Origin of the sequence: Faecalicatena orotica (genome assembly GCF_003149245.1) — a bacterium.
In the GTDB taxonomy this organism is placed as follows: Bacteria; Bacillota; Clostridia; order Lachnospirales; family Lachnospiraceae; genus Faecalicatena_A; species Faecalicatena_A orotica.
Genome location: NZ_QGDL01000018.1, coordinates 15548 through 39334, shown reverse-complemented (window position 1 = coordinate 39334; position 23787 = coordinate 15548). Strand labels below are relative to the sequence as shown.

The following is a 23787-nucleotide window of genomic DNA, read 5'->3' as shown; positions in this document are numbered from 1 at the left end:
TCAAAAAAATAACAGGAGGTATTCATCATGAAAAAAGTAGTAGAATTTTTACAGGCAAACCCGGTACAGTATCTGTCAACTGTAGGCCGTGACGGTAAGGCGAAATGCCGTCCGTTCATGTTTTGTTTTGAAAAGGACCAAAAGCTTTGGTTCTGTACAAACAACACAAAGGATGTCTATAAAGATATGCAGGAGAATCCTGAAATTGAAGTTTCTGTATCTTCTCCGGAGTATGCATGGATTAGGCTGGCAGGCAAGGCAGTTTTTGAAGAGAACATGGCGGTCAAGGAAAGCTGCATGAACAATCCGATTGTAAAAGGACAGTATCAGACAGCAGATAACCCGATTTTTGAAGTGTTTTATCTGGAAAACCCGCATGGGGTGATTGCTGATTTTTCTGGCAATGCACCATATGAATTCTAAATACATAAAGCGGAGAGTTATCAATAAAATCTGCCCCCAAGCGGGTTATTGTAGGAAGAGGATAAGAATGAACCAGAGTGAGAGAAGAATGTTTTTAATCCGTGAACTTTTGAAGGAGGATGACAGATACAGCGGCATGAGCATACCAGATCAGGAAGAAGATCAGAAACAGCTCCTGCGGGGACTCATGAATATCCGAAGCCCTAAAAAGATCAGCCCCCAATTTCTTGCGGTGCAGGACAAGTACTTACAGGCCGAAACGAAAGCAAAAGGCGTGACTGAGCTGGATGACTTAAGACCTGTGTCGGATGGCCTGTACCTTTGGCAGGGAGATATTACAACCCTGCATTGTGATGCGATTGTTAATGCGGCGAACAGCGGTATGACGGGCTGCTATGTGCCAAACCACCGCTGCATAGACAATTGTATCCATTCCTACAGTGGAATCCAGCTCCGTCTGGAGTGTGCAGAGCTTATGGAGCGGCAGGGGCATGAAGAACCAACGGGCAAAGCGAAGATAACAAAGGCCTATAATCTGCCCTGCAGTTATATTCTGCATACAGTCGGACCGATTATCCAGGGAATCCTGACAAAGGAAGATTATGAACTTTTGGCAGGCTGTTACCAATCCTGTCTGGAACTGGCAGCAGAAAAAGAACTGGAAAGCATCGCCTTTTGCTGTATTTCCACAGGGGAATTTCATTTCCCAAATGAAAAAGCAGCGGAAATTGCAGTGCGGACCGTGAAAAAGTTTATGGAGAAGAAAACCAGTATAAAGAAGGTGATTTTTAATGTTTTCAAAGATACAGACAAAAACTTCTATGAAAGATTGCTCCGGTGATCCGGAAATATTTCGAAGAAAGCTGCGGGAAGCCGATACGGTAGTAATCGGGGCCGGCTCTGGTCTGTCCGTTTCTGCCGGTCTGACTTATTCGGGGGAACGGTTTAAGACATATTTTGCAGATTTTATTGAAGCATATCATATGCCGGATATGTACAGCGGCGGGTTCTGGCCGTATGAATCACTGGAAGAATACTGGGCATGGTGGAGCCGTCACATTTTCTACAACCGTTATGTAGATGCACCAAAGCCCGTATACAAAAATCTGTTAGAGCTTGTAAAGGATAAGGACTATTTCGTAATTACTACAAATGTGGACCACCAGTTCCAGAAAGCCGGGTTCGATAAAAAGAGGCTGTTTTATATGCAGGGGGATTACGGTCTGTGGCAGTGCAGTGTACCATGCCATCAGGAAACATATGACAACGAGGCAGTTGTCCGGGAAATGATTGCGCGGCAGAAAAACAGAAAAATCCCCACGGATTTAATACCAAATTGTCCGGTTTGTGGGAAACCTATGACAATGAATCTGCGGTGTGACGGAACTTTTGTGGAAGATGCAGGATGGCATGAGGCGAAGAACCGTTATGATGAATTTATCCGCAGCCACGAAGAAATGAAGGTGTTATTTTTAGAATTGGGTGTTGGGGCAAATACGCCGGTCTGGATCAAATATCCTTTCTGGCAGATGACAGCCGCGAATCCAAATGCCACTTATGTCTGTATTAATTTGGGAGAAGCCATCGTGCCAAATGAAATCAGGCACCAGTCCATCTGCATTAATGGAGATATTGTGGATTTCATCTAATAAGGTTTATCCGGTAAGGGGTTATCCGTTAAAAATGAAAAGCTGATTGACAGCCATTTGCGCCAGTGCTATAATCGTTACATGAATATTGAACCAGTAAGAAAAAATAGTCTGACAGATTCGGTCAGACACCAGATTGTTGATTATATTAAGAATAATGAGAAGAACGGTATTCGTAAACTTCCGTCAGAGAATGATTTATCCAAAGCGCTTGGTATCAGCCGTGTAACACTGAGACGTGCGTTAGGTCAGCTGGAATCAGAAGGTATGATTATGCGGAAGCATGGTCAGGGAACTTTCGTGAACGAAGAAGCATTGAAAGTAAAAGTGAATCTCTCGGAGATGATTGATTTCAGTGATATTATCCGCCGGGCAGGACAGAAGCCTAGCCATGAGATCAACTTACTCTGTGAAAAGAGTGCAGATGCAGACATGGCACAGTTACTTGATGTGGAACAGGGGGAACCTCTGGTTGAAGTTGAGTATGCATTGTATGCCGGTAAAGTTCAGGCAATTATCGCAAGGGGATATTTTCCGAAGAGGATATTAGGTGACATTCCGTCAGATGAGGTTTGGAATGCACATTCTTGTTTTGAGATACTAGCCCAATACGGGCGTACATTAGTGGAATGTGACAGAGTGAAGCTGCAGGCTGTAAGCAGGCAGGAAATGGAAGAATATCTGGGACATGAAACAAAGATTATGAATCAGACAGTCCTTCAGCTCTCATCAGTAGGATTTGACCAGAATGTAGTTCCGGTAATTTATGGAGAGGCATTTTTCGATACAAATATCATACAGTTTGATTTGTATAGAATCAAAAAATAAAAACAGGCATTGTCCTGTTTTTATATAGCAACTATCAAAGGTAATACCTTAATACCTATTTTCAAAGGAGGAAACGTATGCGAGTAGAACCAAAGGACAGAAGGAAACTTGTCGATGCAGCAATGGGGCGTATCCCATGTGATCTGGTAATCAAAAATGCGAAGATGGTGAATGTGTTTACGGGTGAGATTTATGAAGCAGAAGTGGGTATATGTGACGGATTTATTGCACATATACAGTGCGACCCGGACCATCTGGGCAGAGAAGAAAAACCAATGGAAGGGAAAGAATACTATGATGCTGAGGGAGCTTATCTTACACCCGGATTCGTGGATGCGCATATCCACATTGAGAGTACGATGATGACTCCAAGATATTTTGCGCAGGCGGTCGTGCCGCATGGGACGACAACCGTCATTACAGACCCTCATGAAATTGGAAACGTACTCGGGGTAGAAGGGGTTAAGTACATGCACGAATGCAGTGAAGACCTGCCGATGCGCCAGCTTATACTTGCGCCATCCTGCGTACCTTCACTGCCCGGGAAAGAAAATGGCGGGGCAACTTTTGGGACAAAGGAAATCAATGAACTATTTGAATTAGAACGCGTGGCCGGACTTGCGGAAGTCATGGATTATTATGGGGTTATGAATAATGCTGAAAGGATGGTCAGCCTGTTAGGGGAATGCCTGGGAAAGGAAAAATTTGTCCAGGGTCATGCATTCTGTATTTATGGACGTGAATTATCTGCCTATGCATGCGGCGGTCCAATGAGCGACCATGAGGCGATCGGAGGAATTGATGCCAGAGACAGAATCCGTATTGGCATTAATGTAGATGCAAGGGAAAGTTCCATATCACAGGATATTAAGAGTATCATCAATAGCGTGAAAGACTTCCGGTATTTCGATAACATTACATTTGCGACAGACGATACGGAATCGGATGATATCCTGAAGAGGGGGCATGAGAATTATATTGCAAGAATGGCAGTAGAGACAGGCCTGGACCCGGTAGACGCGATTAAAATCGGTACAATTAATGCAGCAAGAGAAGCCGGAATCAAGAACATCGGGGCAATCGCTCCCGGATATGCAGCAGATTTGCTTATAATGGATGATCTGAAACAAATGGAACCGAAAGCGGTATTCTTTGGCGGCAGACTGGTTGCCAAAGACGGCAGACTGGAAGTAGAGATTGCGGAGAAACAGTATGACGTAGAGAGCAGAAATACAGTAAACTTAGGTGAGATTTGCGAAGAAAACCTGAGGATAAAAGCTCCGATTGAGAATGGGGAGATGGACTGCAATATCATTCTGTTTGACCACGAAAGAGGGTTCTTAACGGAGTTCAGACAAGAAAAGATTAACATAAAAGATGGTTATGTGGATATTTCAGCAGATGAAGATTTAAAATACGCAGTCGTTATTAACCGTTATGGGCTAAAAACGATGGGAAAGGCCATTGTCCGCGGATATGGTATTAAGACCGGGGCGGTGGCAAGCACTGTAGCACACGACTGCCATAATGTTGTCGTTATTTATGATAAGCCGGAAAATGCATTGAAAGCAATCGCACACTTAAAAGAAAATGCGGGCGGCTATGTAAGTGTGATGAATGGTGAAGTACTTGCAGAAATGAAACTGCCAGTTGCAGGACTGATGTCCAATACTCCGATTGAAGTGATTGCCGCACAGAGCAAAAATTTCAAAGAGGCACTGAAAACGATGGGAATGACAGGCGTCGAATTTCCACTGTTTGTCATGGCCATCCTGCCATTACCGGTTGTTCCGAATGCCCGGCTGACAGACCTTGGAATGATAGATATTATTACACAGCAGTTCATTCCTATTTTCAAAGAAGAATAGGGTGCTTCTTTTTTATTGCAGATAAAAGCAGGGTCAGCGGCTCCGCAAACTTTGTTGTTCCCGACCCGTCACACGGGACTACAGAATGCGCCTATTTTCAGGCAGGCCAGTACCTAAATGTGTTTCTGGACATTGAGGATGAAGATTTATCCATCCGTGTGTGGCATTTCCACTGTCTGACCTTGTAATTGAGATTCCGGCAGATAAATAAGTGATTAAAATAATCCCCGTATCAGAGAGTGTTCGTTTTCTGATGCGGGGATTTATTGATTTATATCATATTGATTAATAAAAATATAATTTAGTGTTTAAATGTATAATACATTTCCTTTTCAGCATGGTAATATAAGCATAAATCAGAAAAGAATACAAAAGGAGAGGAAAAATGGGAAAGAAGAAAGAATTAGGGCTCGACAGTATGGGTGTGCAAAAGACGATGCGAACTTCCGATTATATTGGAGATGGTGTCGGAATGCTGGCTTTAAATGGTTTGGCAGGCATCGTGGGGCAAATGACATATTTCTATACGGATAAAGTTGGAATGGCTGCGGGAGCAGTTGCAACCGTATTGCTTCTCAGTAAAGTACTGGATGGATTTACAGATTTGATTATGGGGAAAATTATGGATAGCGCTAAATTTAAATCAGGAGAGAAATGCCGTCCGTGGTTTAAGATTATGCTGTTTCCTGCGGCCCTGATTGCAATACTAATGTTTACAGTCCCCCATGCTGGCCCGGATGTACAGCTTGGATATGCATTCCTTACAAATATATTATTATCTGCTGTCGTGTATACAGCAATTGCCATACCGTATACATCACTGCAGTCAATCAGAACGAGGAGCCTCGAAGAAAGAGGGAAGATGGGAATTGTAAGGGCTATTTTCTCGTATCTCATAGGAATGATACTGGCAATGCTTACAATACCGCTTACAAACATGCTGGGCGGGGATCAGACAGCCTGGATTAAATACGGAGTTATTATTGCAGTAATTATAGGCGGGGCACTGATTGTTTTATATGCAAAAACAAAAGAAACAGTTGTAAGTGAGGCCGGCATAATCGAAGAAAAGATGGTACCAGAAGAAAATGTGCCATTTCTGGAAGCAATTAGGTTGTTGGTAAAAAATAAGTACTGGGTTATCACACTATTAGCAAATGCGTTCATGGGTATATTTGCAAGTTTGAGCGCATCCAGTAGTGTATATTACGCAAAATGGGTTCTAGGAAATGATAACCTTGTAGCACTTTTAGGAGCAGTAGGACTAATTCCAACTATCCTTGGATTTATTGCTGTAAATCCAATGGTGAAAAAGTTTGGTATGGCAAAAGCATCATATATCAGTGCGTTTATAGGAATCGTTGCATGCGCAGTCAGGGTATTCACACCATACAGCATTGTGAGCTGTATAGGATGCGGTATTTTTACATCCTTTGCATCGATGATTCCAATGTGTCTGATCGGACCAATGATCAATAATTGTGTAGAATATAACGAATGGATGTATGGGAAACGGATGGTAGGGATGACGAACAGTGCAAGTTCATTTGGAGGCAAGATAGCAGGCGGAATAGGCGGGGCGTTAATTGGCTGGCTCCTTGCTCTGGGAAACTATGACCCATCACTTGCCGTACAACCCAAAAGTGCAATCATTGCAATATTTGCGTTCAGTATATATATTCCGCTGGCCCTATTTACTGTACAGTTCATCCTGTTCCGAAAATATGATCTGGAAGGAAAATATGCACAGATTCTTTCTGATCTGAAGGAAAGACGGGGAAAACAATAAGACTTAGTATAAAGAAGGTAAATTTATGAACAATATACAAAAAAGGCTGAGAGAAGTATTTATTCAATCCAAAAAAACAGAACGTGAAGGGAACGTACATGTATTTTTACAGAATATTAAAATCACAAAAAAACTTGTACGTGCTAACTTGTTTTCTACAGCACTGGGGATGTATGAAATTGAGATAAATGGTGAGAAAGCAGGGAATACAATGCTGGCACCCGGTTATACATATTATCCACACCGCGTTTTATATCAGACGACTGATGTGACACGACTGCTGAATGAAGGAAAGAATTCTTTGACAGCTTATCTGGCACAAGGCTGGTATTGTGGATGGTTTACCTGTCATAAAAAGTACAAGATTTACGGAGATGCACCTAAAATTGCATGGGTTCTCGAACTGGAATATGAAGATGGCACAAGACAGGAGAAGGTTTCAGATGATTCTGCACGAGAGGAGGTATCTCCCTATTCATATGCCGGCCTATATAATGGCGAGGAATATTTTGCGGATAAGGAGATTCATGATACCTCAGTCTTAATGGCAGAAGATGCTGAAAAATATACATGCCATAACTATGAAGGAGGAATTCCGGCAGAGATAGTTCCGGCAGAATGTAATGTCAGAGTGCAGGAACACATGCCGATAAGGGAAGTTTATAAATATAAGGATAAAACAATATTGGATTTTGGACAGAATTTTGCCGGTATCGTGGAAATACATCCGGAGAAACTGACTGATGAAACTGTAGTAATACGTCACGGAGAAATCCTGAATGAAGATGGCAGTCTCTACACGGAAAATCTCAGGTCTGCAAAAGCAGAAATTATCTATCATGCAGGAAATAGTAAGAAAGTTTACCGTCCCAGATTTACTTATATGGGTTTCCGTTATATCGAAATTACTGGAACTGCCTATTATGACGGACTTGTTGAATCGTATGCTGTATACAGTGATATGAAACGTACAGGATATTTTAACTGTGATCATGTCCTTGTACAGAAATTATATGAGAATCAGGTTTGGGGACAAAAATCTAATTATGTTGGAATACCAACAGACTGCCCCCAGCGTGATGAACGTGAAGGTTATACAGGTGACGCCCATGTATTTGCAAGGACTGGAAGCTACAATTTTGATACGCGCCTATTCTGGAAACAATTCATGAGGGACATGGAACTGGGGCAGAAAGATAATACAGAAGGGTACATAGGAGGTACAGTTCCGGCAACAGAGCCTGGTGGAATAGGAAAGATCAGTATGCTGGGCTGGGGAAATGCAGTAACACTAATTCCTGAAATGTTGTACCAACAGTACGGCGAGGAGGGCACTCTTATCCGGCAGTATGAGAGTATGAAACTGTTCGTGGAAGCGGAAATCAGAAAAATGGGACGAAGAAACCTGTGGCTGGGAATATCTCTCGGAGACTGGCTTACCTATGGTAAAAGTGTGTCATATCTGATGATGCATAATAACCCTGTATCAAACGCATTTGTAATACATGATTTAGATGTAATTGCAGAGACTGCCGGGATGATGGAAAAACAGGAAGAACAGGAACGGTACCGACAGCAGGCAGAGCGAAGCAGAAGGGCATATATTAGAAAGTATATAAGGCCGAACGGAAAAGCAGCGGCGGATGATCAGGCCGCATACATTATGGCTCTGCAATTTGTATTAAAGGATGGTCCACTGAAAAAAAAGGTTTTTCGCAAATTTATTAAGAATGTAAAAAAGCAGGGAATGCAGACAGGATTTTTTACCACTCAGCATATTTTACCGCTTTTAGCTGACGCAGGTGAAGCAAAGCTTGCCTATGATCTTCTGCTACAGGAAGACTGTCCGGGCTGGATGTACCAGATAAGGCAGGGGGCAACGACAACATGGGAGCGCTGGGATGCCCTGCAGCCGGATGGAAAAGTTCAGGAAGAAAAAATGGGTGCCGGCAATATGGTCTCTTTTAATCATTATGCATTCGGAAGTGTAGGCGCATTTTATTATCAGTATATTTTAGGAATAAAACCTTTAAAACCGGGTTATCAGGAGATTTCCATTCATCCCTATCCGGACAGGCGGCTTGGGAAAGTTTCAGGCAGTTATCATTCGGCAGCAGGAGAGATAAGTGTGGCATGGGAGTACCGGGATGATCAGGTATACTTTCACATTCAAACTCCGGTTAACACGAGGATTACCCTTCCAAATGGAGAAGTCCATGAAACAAGGGAAGGAAAATATGAATATCTGTCAGATATAAATGAAAGGGATGTATGAATATGAATCAGAAAGAAACATTTTTTATAGGTGCGTCTACGTCGGCACATCAGGTTGAAGGAAACAATATTTATAGTGACTGCTGGGCAATGGAGCAGATGAAGGGGTCTGTATATAATGAACCGTCTCTGGATGCGGCAGATCATTACAACAGATTTGAAGAGGATATAAGCAGAATGGCGGAGGCCGGTTATCAGGCATACCGCTTTTCGATAGAGTGGGCGCGGATAGAGCCACGCCGGGGGGACTTTCAGTTTCAGGAGATAGAACACTACAAAAATGTGCTGGAGTGCTGTCATAAAAACGGTCTGATTCCAATAGTCACGATGCACCATTTTTCGTCACCAAAGTGGCTGACAGCAATGGGCGGATGGGAAAATGATATGACTGCGGAATTGTTTGCCGGCTACTGCAGTTATGTGATGGAGCATGTAGGCCCTCTGATCCCGTATGTATGTACAATAAACGAGGCAAATATGGGAATTCAGATTGCAAAGATCATGCAATCGATGGAGCCTTCTGAACTCCAGATAGGAATTAATACAGATCAGGCGCAATTTATGGAAAGCTATATGAAGAACCTCGGAGACGTATTTGAAACAGAGCCGCAAAAGGTACAGCCATTTATTTCCATGAGAACACCGCATGGAGATGAAATCGTCAGAAAAGCCCATATGGCAGCTAGAAAAGCAATAAAAAAGAAATCTCCTGAAACGAAAGTCGGTATGACCTTTTCTCTGTTTGATTATCAATATGAAGAGGGTGGGAAGGCTGCCGCCCAGAGGGAATGGGATGAGGATTTCCGCCATTATCTGCCAGCTGTGGCAGAGGATGATTTTATCGGAATCCAAAACTATACAAGAAAAATTATCACAAAAGATGGAAAAACCAGACCTGCACAGGGAAAACTCACTATGGCAGGCTATGAATATTATCCGCAGGCACTTGGGCATGTAATTATGCGTGTGGCCCAGGACTGGAAAAAGCCTGTTATTGTAACGGAAAATGGAATTGCTACTGCCGATGATACAGAGCGGGTTGCATTTATCAGGGAGGCACTTGACGGAGTGAAGCAATGCATAGAAAGTGGAATAAATGTTCTCGGGTATATGCATTGGTCACTGCTTGATAATTTTGAGTGGAATATGGGGTATACACAGACTTTCGGATTGATAGCCGTGGACCGCAGAACTCAGAAAAGAACTCCGAAGCCGAGCTTTTCCAGCCTCGGAGAGATTGCCCGGCAATACAAAAATTAATCCTGCTTCATCTGATTACGGTATTCATTAGGAGTGATATGGTACTTCTGTTTAAAAGCCTTTTGAAAGTGGGACTGGCTGGAAAAGCAAAGATAATTACTGATTTCCCCAAGGCTTTTATCTGAGTGCCAGAGCAGGCTCTTTGCTTCTTCCAGTTTACAGGCCATAATAAATGAATTTAATGTAAATCCCATCTCAGCGCTAAATCTGGAAGAAGTGTAGGAACGGCTGCGCCGTATATGTTCTGCAACATCAGCTACACTGATATGTTCATTAGTATGCTCCTGAACAAACTGAATGCAGGAATACATCTGCCTTGAGACTCCTTCTGGTATTTTACTGTTTGCTACACGTTCTGTGAAATCCTTATACATGGAAAGAAATGTACGGTAAACGGCATCAACATTCCGATAGGTTTCAATTTCCTGAATATAAGTGTCACTTAACTGGTATGCTTCTTCAATACCAAGCCCACCCTTTATAGAACTCCTTGTAACAAGGGCGATAGCTGCTATGAATTCGTTTTTGGCCTGCCTAAGCGGTGTGTCGGCGAGTATGCCGGGAGTAGAATCAGTAAACGCGTTTTTCAGGCTTAAGATGCCTTGTAAATTCCCTGATTCTACATATTTCAGCATCTGCATCTCCCGTTCATAAGAGTGATGAAACAGCTGTTCCTCTTTCGCCTGACAGGAACTCTCTGTATGCCTCTCCAGAAATTTGGAATGTCCGGATACTTTCAAGTGGAAATGTTCGTATACGTCAAGGGATTCCCCATTAAATAAAAAGTGCTGCAGTAAAAGAAGCTCAAAAAAGTGCTGCATGCTAAACCTGGGAAGAGTCTGGAAGAAATTCGCAATGCTTTCCTCATGTTCAAGTGAAATCATACATTCACGTATAATGTATTTAATATTGCTCCTACTCATGGGCGTGCTGATAACCGGCCCTGTAATCAGGCATCCGCTGGCAGAAGGTATTTTAACGATACCAATATAGAAGTTAGAGTTAGATAATAAATATCCGGGATTTTCAGCGAGACTAAAAAGTCCGGGAACAAAAGGCGCTATTAGCTTCTGAAGAGAAAAAGAGGTCGGCTCCAGTAACATTTGGTCAGTTTGTGGAAATAAGCATTTCTGTTCCGCATCATAGAAAAATAAAGGAATACTGGAAAACTGATAAATATGGGTGCATAGCCGGGAAATATAGGTTAAATCCATAGAAGACCTCCTGATATAGTGATAAGATAAATATATAATAGTTCCGATAAAAATACAATAGTTACAAATAAGGAGGCAGATAATGAAAGCAACAAGATTAAGATGCGCATATTTAAATAATCCAATAGGAATTGATATACAGAATCCTTTGCTCACATGGAATGCATCGGGGGGAATACGGCAGACTGCCTATGAGATAAGGACGAGTTTAAACGGGAAGCCTGATTGGAATACAGGGATTGTATCTTCTTCATCCATGCATGCCGTTTATGAGGGGACAACAAGCAGCCGTGACATAGTAATGTGGAGTGTTCGCCTGTATGATGAGAATGGAGTTCCAGGGGAATGGAGCAGTAAACAAATGTTTGAAATCGGATTGCTGGAGATATCAGACTGGAAAGCACAATGGATCAGCGGGGTTAATACAGATAAAAAAGAGCGGTTACCTGCTGATTATTACAGGAAAAATTTCTCTCTTCATGGAGAGGTGAAAAAAGCAAGGCTCTATGCCACAGCTCACGGAATTTATGAGGCTTACCTGAATGGAAAACGTGTGGGGGATATTGTACTGGCACCTGGATGTACCCAGTATGATAAACATTTGTATTATCAGACTTATGATGTGACAGATATGCTTGCAGAAGAGAATGCAATAATTTTTGTAACGGGTGACGGATGGTATAAGGGGAAGCTCGGCTATGATGGGGAAGAATATTTTTTCGGAAATCAGACAAAGCTGTTTGCCCAGCTGGAAATCACATATGATGACGGGAGAAGAGAAGTCATCGGTACAGATGATTCTTTTGAATGGTGTAATGATGGTCCGGTAAGGGAAAATGATTTGAAAGACGGCATTAAAATTGACTGCCGCTATGAGCCCGGTTTTTCAGAAAAAGCCAAAATTGTGCATACAGACTGTTGCCCAACTGCTTCCAATGCTCCTGTGGTAAAAGAGCATGAATGCTTTACTCCTGAAATCATCAGGACGCCAACGGGGAAGACAATACTGGATTTTGGGCAGAATATGGCTGGCTATATCTTATTCCGCGGCCGTGCCGGGAAAGGACAGAAAATAATACTCACATTGGGAGAAACTCTGGATCAGGGAGAGCTTACACAATCTAACTTTACGACAATTCCTGAGAGGGGCAAAAGTATCAGACAACAAATAAAAATCATTTTTAACGACAGTTGTGCTCCTGACTATCCCAAATTCTTCTATTCCGGTTTTCGGTATGCATTGGCAGAAGGTCTGGAAAATATAAGGGCAGAAGATTTTACTGCTGTTGCAGTTTACTCAGACATAGAATATGGAGGCAGCTTTTGCTGTTCTGATGAAAATATAAATCAGTTCGTAAAAAATACCGTATGGAGCCAGAAAAGTAATTTTGTTGATGTTCCTACAGATTGTCCACAAAGGGAAAAGGCTGGCTGGACCGGAGATGCCCAGATTTTTGCACGGACCGCAGCATATTTTGCCGATACAGCAGCGTTTTACCGGAAATGGCTCAAAGATGTAAGGGACTGCCAGAGAGAGGACGGACGTGTAGATAATGTGTGCCCGAAAGTGCAGAAGTTAAGTAATCAGGATGCCCTGAATGGTTCTGTGGGTTGGGCAGATGCAGCAGTGATTATTCCCTATACACTGTGGAAACTATATGGGGACACTTCTTTTATTATAGAAAACTTTGAATTAATGCATGGCTGGATGCAGTATGTAATCCATATGACTGCTGACAAAAGTTATTACAACCTTCCTGACGGACACCCGATGAAATCGTTGTTCGAATCAACGCTGATCGGGGAATCACCCTATAGTAAATATCTGATAGAATCTGGTATGCATTGGGGAGAATGGGCAGAGCCGTCTGATGTTGCAGAGTACGATTTTGTAACTGAGCTGGTACGTCCGAAACAAGAAGAGAATACGGCATATCTGCATTATACAATGAGGCTTCTCGCAGAAATGTGGAAGGCAGCGGGAAAAGAGAATGATGCTGCAATATGTGAAGAATATTCTGAAGGGGCCAGACAGGCATATTTATACCACTTCGTACAGGATGATGATATCCCAGCAGACAGGCAGGCAAAGCTGGTTCGACCTCTCACCCTCGGGCTTCTTGAAGGGAAAACAAAGGAAAACGTGGCAAGGCATTTAAACGATGTTTGTAGAAAGAGGGCGTTTAAAATTGGTACGGGGTTCTTATCCACACCATTTATTCTTCCTGTTCTTGCAGAGAACGGGTATTTGGATACCGCATATAAAATGTTAAAAAATACAGAAGAACCCGGATGGATGGCGATGGTAAAACAGGGAGCTACAACGGTATGGGAAAATTATAACGGATATGATGAGGCAGGACATCCCCTAAAGCTGTCATATAACCATTATTCACCAGGAGCAGTCTGTGAATTCCTTTTTTCACATGTGGCGGGTATACGTATTGCAGGGGAGAATCGATTTCTCATAAAGCCATATCCGTACAGCCTTTTAGAAGAAGCATATGCAGAATATATGAGTCCGTACGGGATAGTGAAAAGTGGTTGGAAAATACAAGCTGGAAAGCCTGTCTTTGATATTGATGTTCCATCAAACTGTATCGTGTGTTTAGAAACACCGGATGGGAAGAAAATAGAATTAAAGGCAGGAAGACATATAATATAAGATAAGAGAGGACTGCAGAGATTCTGTAGACCTGATCGGCAAAATTATTTCTGACCACATTGCAGAACCGGGGGACAAATAAGATTAGACAAAAACGCAGTAGATGGCGGAAATGATTTATAATTCCGCCATCTATCTGTCTACTTATTTTCTGATGCGTTTTCGTGACACTTCTGTGATTACGGCGTCAGAAAAACGGCTTCCCCGTCTATTTCTGTATCCATTGTCCAGTGATTGGAGATTATGAGTATGCTGATCCCCTTTGCAGACAGAAGACGGAGCATCTCAAGCGTAATCTGGTTTAAAGAGGTATCTATAATCGAAAAAGGATTAATACAGACAAGCAAATCCGGCACATACAGAAGCCAGCGGCAGTAGATGACTTTCTGAACGATTTCCATAGGCACCTGGTCAATATTCATCGGTAGATATTTGGGGGCGATAATATCACGCAGGGTGTATTCCACACCTTTCTGGTTGCTTGGATTCCCCCAGAAGTTGTGAACTTTTTGGTCCAGCGGCACACATAAGTTATAGAGTACGCTCATGTTGTGGAAAAGTACCTTCTGGCGGGGATTTGATTCAATCACTTTGCAGCTTTTTAGATATTGTCTGGGGTTGACTTTGGTAAGTGGCTGTCCTTTAAAGAAAATCTTTCCGCTGCCAGATAATATTTTCCGTCTCAGCAGTGCTAAGAGATATTCTGTTTCCCGATTGCTGGTACAGATTATTTTTAAAATCTGCCCCCTTTTCAGCGTAAATGAAAGTGGGACAGGAAGCTGGTCCCGTACATTTTCAAAAGTCAGGACAGAATTTTGTAAATCACTGTCCTGACAATGATTTTTCTGATTATGCAGAATGGCATATGAGCCAAGTGATTTTTGTATCTCTTCCTGACATATCTGTGCACACGGCAGAATCCGGATAATCTGACCATTTTTTATCAGATGAAGTGATCCTGTAAGTTTAAAAAGGCGGATATCAAAAGTTTCTCCAATCAGAAAGGTAATCCCATGTTGTTCCAATATATTAAGGATAGTAAGAAGCTGTTCAAATTCCCCAGAATCTAAGAGGGAGGCAGCATTTGACAAAAAAATCAGTTTTTTCTTCTGCAGAAATGCTTTTATTAGTTCAACGGCAATTCTTTGAAAATCTGTCAATGTCTTTACTTTCTGTCTTACATCCAGAGGAAGATGGAAGAAATCAAGCAGACTTTCTGCCATTTTTTTATACTTTTCTGCAGTCAGCCAGACAAAGGAAAGCTGTTCATAAAATAAATTTTCATATACAGAAAGCCGGTCCATCAGGCGGCTGGATTCAAAAATAATTGCCATGTCCTTTTTGTATGAACGGATATACTCAGGATATGTAACAGCTGTTTCTTCAAAATAAATTGTCCCCTCTATATCAGGCATTTTACCATCAATAAAGTCTAAGAATGCGGTTCTTTCATTAAAACTATTGAACAGTATTCCGATATGTTCTCCCTTGAAAACCTGCAGATAGAGGTTTGACAGGATAGCAGAGCGGTTCTGCCTGATAGTCAGGTTAAAGATGCGGAACAATTCTTTTTTCATGGGGTGAGATTCCTTTTCTGTATTTTGGGAAGGATAATATGGACATCCGTTCCGATTTCTTTCGTGCTGTAAAGATGCAGGCCATATTCACTGCCAAACAAAAGCTTAATTCTCCGGGCGACATTCTGAAGTGCAATACTTTGATGTTCCTGACTGTCATTAGTTCTTGGAGACCCGGCGAGGTTTTGGAGCGACTCATTAATCCTGCGCAGGATAGCAGGCGACATGCCGATTCCTGTATCGGAAACATTGATGAACAGGAATCGTTCTGTCGTTTCGATAGAAATTGTAATTTCTCCATTTCCGCTTTTTTTCTCCAAACCATGAAAAATAGAATTTTCAATAATGGGCTGGAGTGTCAGCTTAGGAATCAGCAGTGTTAAAACCTCATTCTTGTCATCCGGCCAGTTTACAGTCATATTGATTTTGTCTCCGAAGCGGTACTTTTGGATAATAAAATAATTCTCTGTATGCTCCAGCTCATTCTCAAGGGTAGTCAGGTTACCTGTATCAGTAATTGTATAACGGAAGAAGGTCGCAAGCGCCTCAATAACCGATGAGACTGTGTTAAGCCCCTCATACAGGGTATCACCACGCAGGGCCTCAAGTGTGTTGTATAGAAAATGTGGGTTAATCTGATTCTGCAAAGCCAGATATTCAGCTTGTTTTTGTGAGGAGGCAAAGTCTATCTTCTGGTTTTTAAAATCGCGCATCATGTTCAGCAGGTTTTCGGACAGATAGGGCGAGGCGCATGCCGAAAAAGCATCAAAGTCCTGTATGGAATGGTAATCTGCGGCAGCCTCCTCCATGATCTTCTGAGGCCGGTGCAGGCAGAACCAGATGTACACGGACAATCCCACGTGAATTATGGCCAGCAAGATAAAAATCATGAAAAAGGAGGTCTGGCGGAGACAGACCATGAGGAAAATGCCAAGGTCAGATATCAGCACCAGAGTAACAGGAATAATACATAGTATGCGGTAATATGTTCTTTTCACGTTATTCACCTGCCTGTCAGGAAAAAAGTTTGCGGTAAGCAGCGGGAGTCATTCCCGTTATTTTCCGAAAGCACCTGTTAAAATATTTTAAGTCGTTAAAACCAGTACGTTCTGATACCTCTATTATCTCTAAATCTGTTTCCGTAAGAAGGTTTTTGGCATTCTGTATGCGGATATCGGTCAGATAGTCTACGAAGCTGTTCCCAGTTTCCTTCTTGAAAATATTAGAAAAGTAGGACGGGTTAAGACCAACCTCCTGTCCAATCAACTCTAATGTAAGCCCCTTTGCATAATTTTCGTTGATATATTGTTTCGCGGCAAGGACTGCTTTGGACTGGGACTTCTTTTTATGGGAACGCCAGTCTTCCAACAGGAGGCAGTGCTCTTCAGCCAGATAATGAAAAGCATCCAAAACGGAAGTAAATGAAAGAAAAGTATCGTACCATTTATTAGTCAGTTCTTCCAGAGATACATCGATTTTATGCTGCTTAAGGAAAAACAAAAATAATGAGATGAGTTCTTTGTATACCTGCCAAATAAATTCACCTGTCACCGGAACAAGGTGTATAAGCCTGTCTGCAAGACTGCTTAGTTGTTCTTTAAGAGCTTCATACTGGAAGGTTTCAGCACAGGTTAAATATTGGTTTCTAAATGTAGGCGTAATAAAATCCGCTATATGGCTTTTGCATTGCGGCAGTCTGGAGTAGGAATAGATGGCATCGTTTCCAGACAGGATTTTTTCACAAAGCGCAGAATTGATTTCCCCAAAGCAGGCAGGGATATCCTCGAAAGAGTCTTTGATGCCGCTTTGCAGGAGAATAACGTGCAGCTCTGGGAATATTTCTTTTAAAGCCAGCAAGGCCCCACGTATGTTCTTCATTGTCTGGTATAAAAGAGAAAGCTTCTCTGCACCATCGTTTACAAGACAGTAAATATAGCTGCCGGATACTGCAATCGTACAGTCATGGTATTGTTTTGTTTCATTTTCTATAATTCCCGCGGCTTTATTGAGCAGGAAATCATTAACCAGAGCCTGACCATTTTCTGATGGTGTGTCCAGAAAGACGCAGATAAAAGAAAATGCAGATTCCGTAAAATCTGTATAGTAAGCCCGGTTGATATCCGCTGCAGAATGGAAGGTCCGCATGAGCTGGGGGGTCAGAAGCAGGTCGCTTATGAAGTTTGACTTAATCCGTTCCTGTGTGAAATTCAATTCCTGACGGATTGCTTCATCCTGCTGTTTGTGTGACTCCATAGACTGCTGCTTCTCTACAATAGATATTAATGCCCCTTTAAGCTCCTTTTCCTTTATTGGTTTTAGAATATAGTCGGAAACGCCGTATTGTATTGCACGCTGTGCATAATCAAACTGCCCATATCCACTGATAATGATGAAATGGATTTTCGGATTGAACTCCTGTGCGGCCTTGATTAAGGCAAGGCCGTCACATCCGGGCATCCTGATATCAGTAATAATAATATCGGGCGATGTCTCTTTGATTTTATCCAGTGCAGCCATTCCATCATGGCAGAATCCGGCAATTTGAAGCCCGAGGGACTCCCAGTCGATGAGGCATTGTATCAGCCGGCAGACCTTTTCTTCATCATCAATAATTAGAACCTTTAACATAATATCCTCCCCTTGTCTCATGGCTATATCAAGATGGGAATCAGTATAAAGGATTGTTATTTAGATTTCAAGAGTTATAGTGAAAAAACACAAAAATTAAATAGAAAGATTTTCAAAACTATACAAAAGGTATAAAAATCTAAAGATAATACTCATTTGCCTAAAGATAATGAGTTGAAACTAGATCCGTTAAAAAATAGAATAGAGGTAGATTAACTGGCATGTCAGAAACCATGGTAAAAAAATTATAAAAACAGGAGGGAAAAATGGAAGGGAATCTTTCATATCAAATAAGCACGCAGCCGGTCAGAACAAAGCGGATTGACGAGTTATACAGGTATATTACTTCTTTCGAAAGCGGCATCTGTGTAGAAAGAGGGAAATATCTGACTGAATTTTATGAGAAGGAGCCGGATCTGCCAAATGTACTGAAAAGGGCGCGTGCAATCGAACATGTACTAAAAAATATGAGCATTTATATTATGCCGGGGAGCCTGTTTGCAGGCAACCAAACATCTAAACCGCGGTGGGCGCCGATTTTTCCGGAGTTTGAAGTGGAATGGATGGAAGAAGAGTTTATCAAAGGAAATCCTTATTTTCCTTCCGAACGTCCGGCCGACAGATACACCCTGCGTGAGGAGGATATGGAAGATATCCGCCATATCTGCGGATGGTGGAAAGGAAAGACGCATGTAGACAGACTGAGGAGCCGGCTTCCGAAGGAAGCGCTTCAGACACATTATGAAATTAAAGCTGCAGATATCGGAGCTTACTTCCAGGGTGGAGACGGACATTTTGCCACGGCCCATGAATGGCTGCTCCATCACGGTCTGGAGGAAATCATCAGGCTGTCAGAGGAGGGACTTCATAGTCTGGACTGGAGAAACGATCCGGATGTGGTGAAGAAAAAAGATTTCTATGAGGCAGCAGCCGTAACGGCAGCTTCTGTCATGGATTATGCAGCAAGATATGTAAGGCTTGCAAGAGAGATGGCGGAGAAAGAAACAGATGAAGGCAGGAAAAGAGAGCTTGAAGACATTGCCGATATGCTAAGCCATGTGCCTGCCAAACCGGCACGTACATTTAAAGAAGCGCTTCAGTTTATTATTATTACCCATATCTGCCTGCATATAGAAGATAACGGCGTGGGAATCTCCTTTGGAAGGTTTGACCAGTTTATGTATCCGTTCTATAAAAAGGATGTGGATGACGGAATTCTGGACAGGGAGCAGGCAACTGAGTTGGTAGAGAATTTCTTCCTGCAGATATATACAAGCAACAAGGTAAGGAGCTGGCAGGATACAGATTATTTCCGCGGCGTGCCGATGTTCCAGAATTTAACAATTGGCGGTCAGGACCCTGTGAAAAAATGTGATGCGACCAATGAACTTAGTTATATTTGTCTGGATGCCATCTACAATACAAGGATTCCGCAGCCGTCCCTGACAGTCCGTTTCCATAAAAACACACCGTTTGAGTTCAAAATGAAGGTGGCTGAGGTAGTACGTCTTGGAACAGGGCTGCCCTCTATCTTTAATGATGAGACTTATATCCCTGCACTTCTGAATAGGGGGTATGAGCTGGATGATGCGTATAACTACTGCATTATAGGCTGTGTGGAACCCGGGCCTGCCGGGCTGCTTGGCGGAAGGACGGGTGGAGCGTGGCTGAACTGTACAAAAGCATTGGAGATGTCTCTGTATAATGGAAAGGACCCGAGAACCGGTATCTGCCTGCATCCTAATAAAAGCGGGAAGGACCTTGTTGCATTTGAAAGCTTTGAAGAAGCAAAGGAAGCATATAAGGACCAGATGAAATATTATATAAAAATGGAAGCTATTCTGGAAAATACGATTGACCAGCTTTGGGAAGAGCATATGAATGAGCCTATGACATCCGTATTTGGATGTCCCACGACGACACTTGAACGAGGGAAAACTTTCAAGCAGGGTGGGGCAAAATACGATTTTACAGGGCAGCAGACTATAGGAACGGCCAATATTGCTAACAGCCTCTATGCGATTAAGAAATTAGTTTTTGACGATAAGCTTATAACTGGAGCACAGTTGAAACATGCATTGGAGACAGACTTCACCGATAGGGAGACAAAACCGTCCGGCCCCCAGATACAGGCTCTCTGCAAAAATGTAGGGAAGTATGGCAATGATATCGATGAAGTGGATGATCTGGCAAGGGAGATGCTGGCATTTGTGGCAAATGAATTGTGCTCCTACAAGAATACACGCTATGGGCGGGGTCCCATTGGTGGCACACTGCATTGTTCTACAAGTACAGTGTCGAGCAATACTCCGTTTGGAAAGGTGTGCGGTGCTACCCCGGATGGACGTAATGCGTATACCCCGGTTGCGGACGGGCAGTCCCCAATGAAAGGAACCGACACGAATGGACCAACAGCGGCAATCCGCTCTGTATCGAAGATTAACAATATACTGCTTTCATGCGGGTCGCTTTATAATCTCAAATTTAATCCATCGGACCTGTATTGAGTGGGTTCTGATATAAAACAGCAAATGAGTACATTATAAAAATTTAGGAGGTGTGTTATGGAACGGGTTATGAGGAATGATGGCCTGAAAAGATTTGTGAGCCTGATTGATGAATATTTTGCATCCGGCGGAGCACAGATGCAATTTAATATCGTAAGCCGCGAAACCCTGCTGGCGGCTCAGGCGCATCCGGAGGAATATTCAAACCTGCTGGTGCGGGTGGCCGGTTACAGCGCTTATTTTACACAGTTATCAAAGGATGTCCAGCAGGATATTATCGAGAGGACAGAAGAGAAATTATAGGGATCTTGTACATGAAAAAATGCGAAGGTAAAAAGAGTTCTGTAAAACGAGGAGGTAAAAAATATGAAAAAGAAGATATTGAGTGTATTACTGTGTGTATGTATGATGGGAACTTTAGCTGCATGCCAGAGCGCCAGCGAGAAAAAGAATGCTGACACAAAAAATACAGCAGCCAGTAAATCAACGGGGGAAAGTTTTACACCGTCGAATGAGATGCTGAATACCCTTCCGGAAGAACCTGTGGGGGAAGAAAATGAGTTTGAAGGGCTGCAGATTGCACTTTCCCAGAGAAATATCGCTGGTTCCGAGTGGTATGAGCAGCTTGTCAAGGTAGCACAGATTGAGGCAGACCATCTTGGAGTAAAACTGACTGTATACGATGGAGAAGACGATATTACGAAGCAGATGGGGGACATTGAAACGGCAGTTAATATGAAAGTGGATGCAATCATTGTTAACCCGAAGGATTCTTCAGGTCTTCTCCCTGCAATCCAGAAGGTACATGACGCCGGTATTCCTCTGACAGTCGTAAATAGTGCAATGAGCGAAGAGGCTGCCCCGTTTACGTTTGTTTCGGCAGATGTAGAAAATAGTGGATATCAGGGAGGTTTTGAGCTTGCAAAAGCTTTTGATGAAAAATATGGCTGGAAAGATTCTGTAAAAGCGTTGGTTTTATCCGCTGCCGCTCAGGAAAAAGAATCTGATTTAAGAAGATGGGGACAGATTAATGGTTACAACGATTATATGCTTGAGAAGTATGGCAAATCTAACTTGGACATCGTTGCATACCAGTATTATAACTGGCAGCCGGAACCTGCAATGACAGTTACAACGGATGTCCTGCAGGCAAACCCTGATTTGGATATTATCTTCAGTGCATGTGACGGTGGATGTCAGGGAGTTGTTCCTGCAATAGAGTCGGCTGGAAAAACAGGCAAAATCATGATCACGTCAATAGATGGCAGAAAATCAGTCCTGAAATGGATTAAAGATGGTGATAAAGGTGTTGTTGCAACAGTATCAAATGACCCGAGAATCATGGGGAAATGGGCGGTATATCTTGCAGCAAAGCAGGCATCGGGCGTTACCACTCCGGCCACTTTCAACGTGCCGAATACATGTTACACAAAGAGTAATGTAGATGATGTGTACGACGCGGACTCCACATATTAACCCTATTGAACGGGTAAAGGAAAAGACCGCCTAAAAACGGTCTTTTCGTAAATGGAGCAGTGGAACAAACGGAGCATAGTTGAAAAGGAGGATGGATATGGGGCTTGCAGTTGAAATGAAGCAGATAACAAAAGCATTTTCCGGAGTGAAAGCGATAGATGATGTGTCCCTTAAAGTGGAAGAAGGAGAAATCCATGCATTGATAGGTGAAAATGGCGCGGGTAAATCTACATTGATGAACGTTTTAAGCGGCAGTTTTTCTCATCATACATATGAGGGCAGTGTGTGGGTAAAAGGAAAACAGGTAAAGCTTACCAGCCCCGATGATGCAAATAAAGCTGGCATTGTCATGGTACATCAGGAACTGGCGCTGATACCGGAAATCAGTGTTGCGGAGAATGTATTTCTGGGACATCTGCCCAAAAACCGCACGGGGATTGACTGGAAAACAATCTATGGGAAGGCAGAAGAGGCACTGGAAAGGCTGTCACTTTCAATTGACGTGAAATCGAAGGTAAAGTATTTAAGCGTCGGGCAGCAGCAATTGGTTGAGATTGCAAAGGCAATCATGATGGGCGGGCGGGTCCTGATCTTGGATGAGCCGACGGCTCCCCTTACAGACAGAGAGACAGAAATCCTGTTCCGTATTCTAAAGGATTTAAAAGAAGACGGCATTACGATTATTTATATCAGTCATAGGCTGGAAGAAATATTCAAACTGACAGATACCGTATCTGTTATGAGAGACGGAAAAATGATTGTGACAAAAAAGACATCTGAGCTGACTACAGATAGCCTTGTTTCTTATATGATAGGGCGGGAATTGAAGAACATGTATCCGGATATGGAAACTAAGGCTGGGGAGGTCATACTGGAAATCCAGGATTATTGCGTACGCCATCCTGAATATGAGGGAAAGAATATAGTCAGTCATGTCAACATGAAATTTTGCCGGGGCGAAATCGTAGGAATCTCAGGGCTTCTTGGGGCTGGCAGGACAGAACTAATGATGGCGGTAACAGGCGGATACCGGATAACCGGCAAAGGGAAGATCTTGCTGGATGGCCGGGAGGTTCATTTTAAGAGCCCGAAGGAAGCAATCCGGGCAGGAATCGGGTTTGTCACTGAGGACAGAAAAGGGAACGGATTAATCGTTGACCAGTCACTGTGTTTTAACTGCAGCCTGGCAGCATTGGATAAAGTACGGGCCCGCCATATGCTCAACAGGAGGATGGAGACCACACTTACGGAAAAGTTTATAAATGAACTGAAAATTAAGACGGTGGGTATGTATCATCCAGTAAAAAGCTTGAGCGGCGGTAACCAGCAGAAAGCAGTACTGGCAAAATGGCTTGCAACAAACCCCAGAATCCTGATTTTGGACGAGCCGACCAGAGGCGTTGATGTGGGAGCAAAATACGAGATATACACAATTATGAAAGAACTGGCAGAAGCAGGTGTGGCAATTATTATGATTTCTTCTGACCTGCCTGAAGTCATCGGCATGAGTGACCGGGTGTACATCATGAGTGAGGGCAGTCTGACGGGGGAACTTCATAAAGGAATGCTGACAGAAGAAAATATTATGAAATATGCAACGAATACGGCAAATTGTTAGGAGGAATCAGG

Annotated in this window: 15 protein-coding genes and 1 pseudogene; 12 read left to right on the top strand and 4 right to left on the bottom strand. The window is 42.8% G+C overall.

Going from position 1 to position 23787, the window contains the following annotated elements:
* The first annotated feature begins 27 nt into the window (after positions 1 to 27).
* The 8 genes from A8806_RS22840 (at position 28) to A8806_RS22805 (ending at position 10091) form a co-directional block, all read left to right on the top strand.
* A complete protein-coding gene (locus A8806_RS22840) occupies positions 28 to 423 on the top strand; it encodes a pyridoxamine 5'-phosphate oxidase family protein (RefSeq protein ID WP_109733483.1) in 396 nt (131 codons plus the stop codon).
* A gap of 67 nt (positions 424 to 490) precedes the next feature.
* Positions 491 to 1264: a protein-ADP-ribose hydrolase gene (locus A8806_RS22835; protein ID WP_109733482.1), complete on the top strand. Its 774-nt coding sequence runs from the start codon at positions 491 to 493 to the stop codon at positions 1262 to 1264.
* Positions 1215 to 2072 carry an SIR2 family NAD-dependent protein deacylase gene (locus tag A8806_RS22830; protein ID WP_330405444.1) on the top strand — a complete coding sequence of 286 codons (858 nt, stop codon included), beginning with the start codon at positions 1215 to 1217 and terminating at the stop codon, positions 2070 to 2072. The genes A8806_RS22835 and A8806_RS22830 overlap by 50 nt, the downstream gene beginning before the upstream one ends.
* 81 nt (positions 2073 to 2153) lie before the next feature.
* Positions 2154 to 2900, top strand: a complete 747-nt coding sequence (locus A8806_RS22825) for a GntR family transcriptional regulator (RefSeq protein ID WP_109733481.1) — start codon at positions 2154 to 2156, stop codon at positions 2898 to 2900.
* Between the two features lie 77 nt (positions 2901 to 2977).
* The gene (locus tag A8806_RS22820) at positions 2978 to 4768 is read left to right on the top strand and encodes an adenine deaminase (protein ID WP_109733480.1); all 1791 of its coding nucleotides are present in this window, start codon (positions 2978 to 2980) and stop codon (positions 4766 to 4768) included.
* A gap of 385 nt (positions 4769 to 5153) precedes the next feature.
* The gene (locus tag A8806_RS22815; RefSeq protein WP_109733479.1) at positions 5154 to 6557 is read left to right on the top strand and encodes an MFS transporter; all 1404 of its coding nucleotides are present in this window, start codon (positions 5154 to 5156) and stop codon (positions 6555 to 6557) included.
* A 25-nt stretch (positions 6558 to 6582) separates the two neighbouring features.
* Entirely contained in the window at positions 6583 to 8832 is a 2250-nt protein-coding gene (locus tag A8806_RS22810; protein ID WP_109733478.1) for an alpha-L-rhamnosidase, read from the top strand.
* A 2-nt stretch (positions 8833 to 8834) separates the two neighbouring features.
* Positions 8835 to 10091 (top strand): glycoside hydrolase family 1 protein, encoded by a 1257-nt coding sequence (locus A8806_RS22805; protein WP_109733477.1) that lies wholly within the window; start codon positions 8835 to 8837, stop codon positions 10089 to 10091.
* On the opposite strand, the gene A8806_RS22800 is transcribed toward A8806_RS22805, so the two are convergent.
* Complete coding sequence (locus A8806_RS22800; RefSeq protein ID WP_109733476.1) at positions 10088 to 11305, bottom strand: helix-turn-helix domain-containing protein; 1218 nt, start codon at positions 11303 to 11305, stop codon at positions 10088 to 10090. The two genes, A8806_RS22805 and A8806_RS22800, sit on opposite strands and share 4 nt — an antisense overlap.
* A gap of 82 nt (positions 11306 to 11387) precedes the next feature.
* On the opposite strand from A8806_RS22800, the gene A8806_RS22795 reads away from it, so the two are divergent.
* A complete protein-coding gene (locus A8806_RS22795) occupies positions 11388 to 13970 on the top strand; it encodes a family 78 glycoside hydrolase catalytic domain (protein WP_109733475.1) in 2583 nt (860 codons plus the stop codon).
* Positions 13971 to 14149: 179 nt separating this feature from the next.
* Here A8806_RS22795 and A8806_RS22790 read toward each other — a convergent pair whose 3' ends face one another.
* The 3 genes from A8806_RS22790 to A8806_RS22780 are packed head-to-tail and all read right to left on the bottom strand — an operon-like array spanning position 14150 to position 18175.
* The gene (locus A8806_RS22790; protein ID WP_109733474.1) at positions 14150 to 15547 is read right to left on the bottom strand and encodes an ATP-binding cassette domain-containing protein; all 1398 of its coding nucleotides are present in this window, start codon (positions 15545 to 15547) and stop codon (positions 14150 to 14152) included.
* Positions 15544 to 16545 (bottom strand): sensor histidine kinase, encoded by a 1002-nt coding sequence (locus A8806_RS22785; protein ID WP_242996237.1) that lies wholly within the window; start codon positions 16543 to 16545, stop codon positions 15544 to 15546. The genes A8806_RS22790 and A8806_RS22785 overlap by 4 nt, the downstream gene beginning before the upstream one ends.
* 16 nt (positions 16546 to 16561) lie before the next feature.
* Positions 16562 to 18175 carry a response regulator transcription factor gene (locus A8806_RS22780; protein ID WP_181368838.1) on the bottom strand — a complete coding sequence of 538 codons (1614 nt, stop codon included), beginning with the start codon at positions 18173 to 18175 and terminating at the stop codon, positions 16562 to 16564.
* 266 nt (positions 18176 to 18441) lie between these two features.
* On the opposite strand from A8806_RS22780, the pseudogene A8806_RS22775 reads away from it, so the two are divergent.
* The 3 genes and pseudogenes from A8806_RS22775 to A8806_RS22760 all read left to right on the top strand — a co-directional run bounded on the left by A8806_RS22775 (position 18442) and on the right by A8806_RS22760 (position 23776).
* Positions 18442 to 20985, top strand: a pseudogene (locus A8806_RS22775) (glycyl radical protein).
* A 63-nt stretch (positions 20986 to 21048) separates the two neighbouring features.
* Complete coding sequence (locus tag A8806_RS22765) at positions 21049 to 22158, top strand: substrate-binding domain-containing protein (RefSeq protein WP_109733470.1); 1110 nt, start codon at positions 21049 to 21051, stop codon at positions 22156 to 22158.
* A 97-nt stretch (positions 22159 to 22255) separates the two neighbouring features.
* A complete protein-coding gene (locus A8806_RS22760; RefSeq protein WP_242996236.1) occupies positions 22256 to 23776 on the top strand; it encodes a sugar ABC transporter ATP-binding protein in 1521 nt (506 codons plus the stop codon).
* Positions 23777 to 23787: the final 11 nt, after the last annotated feature.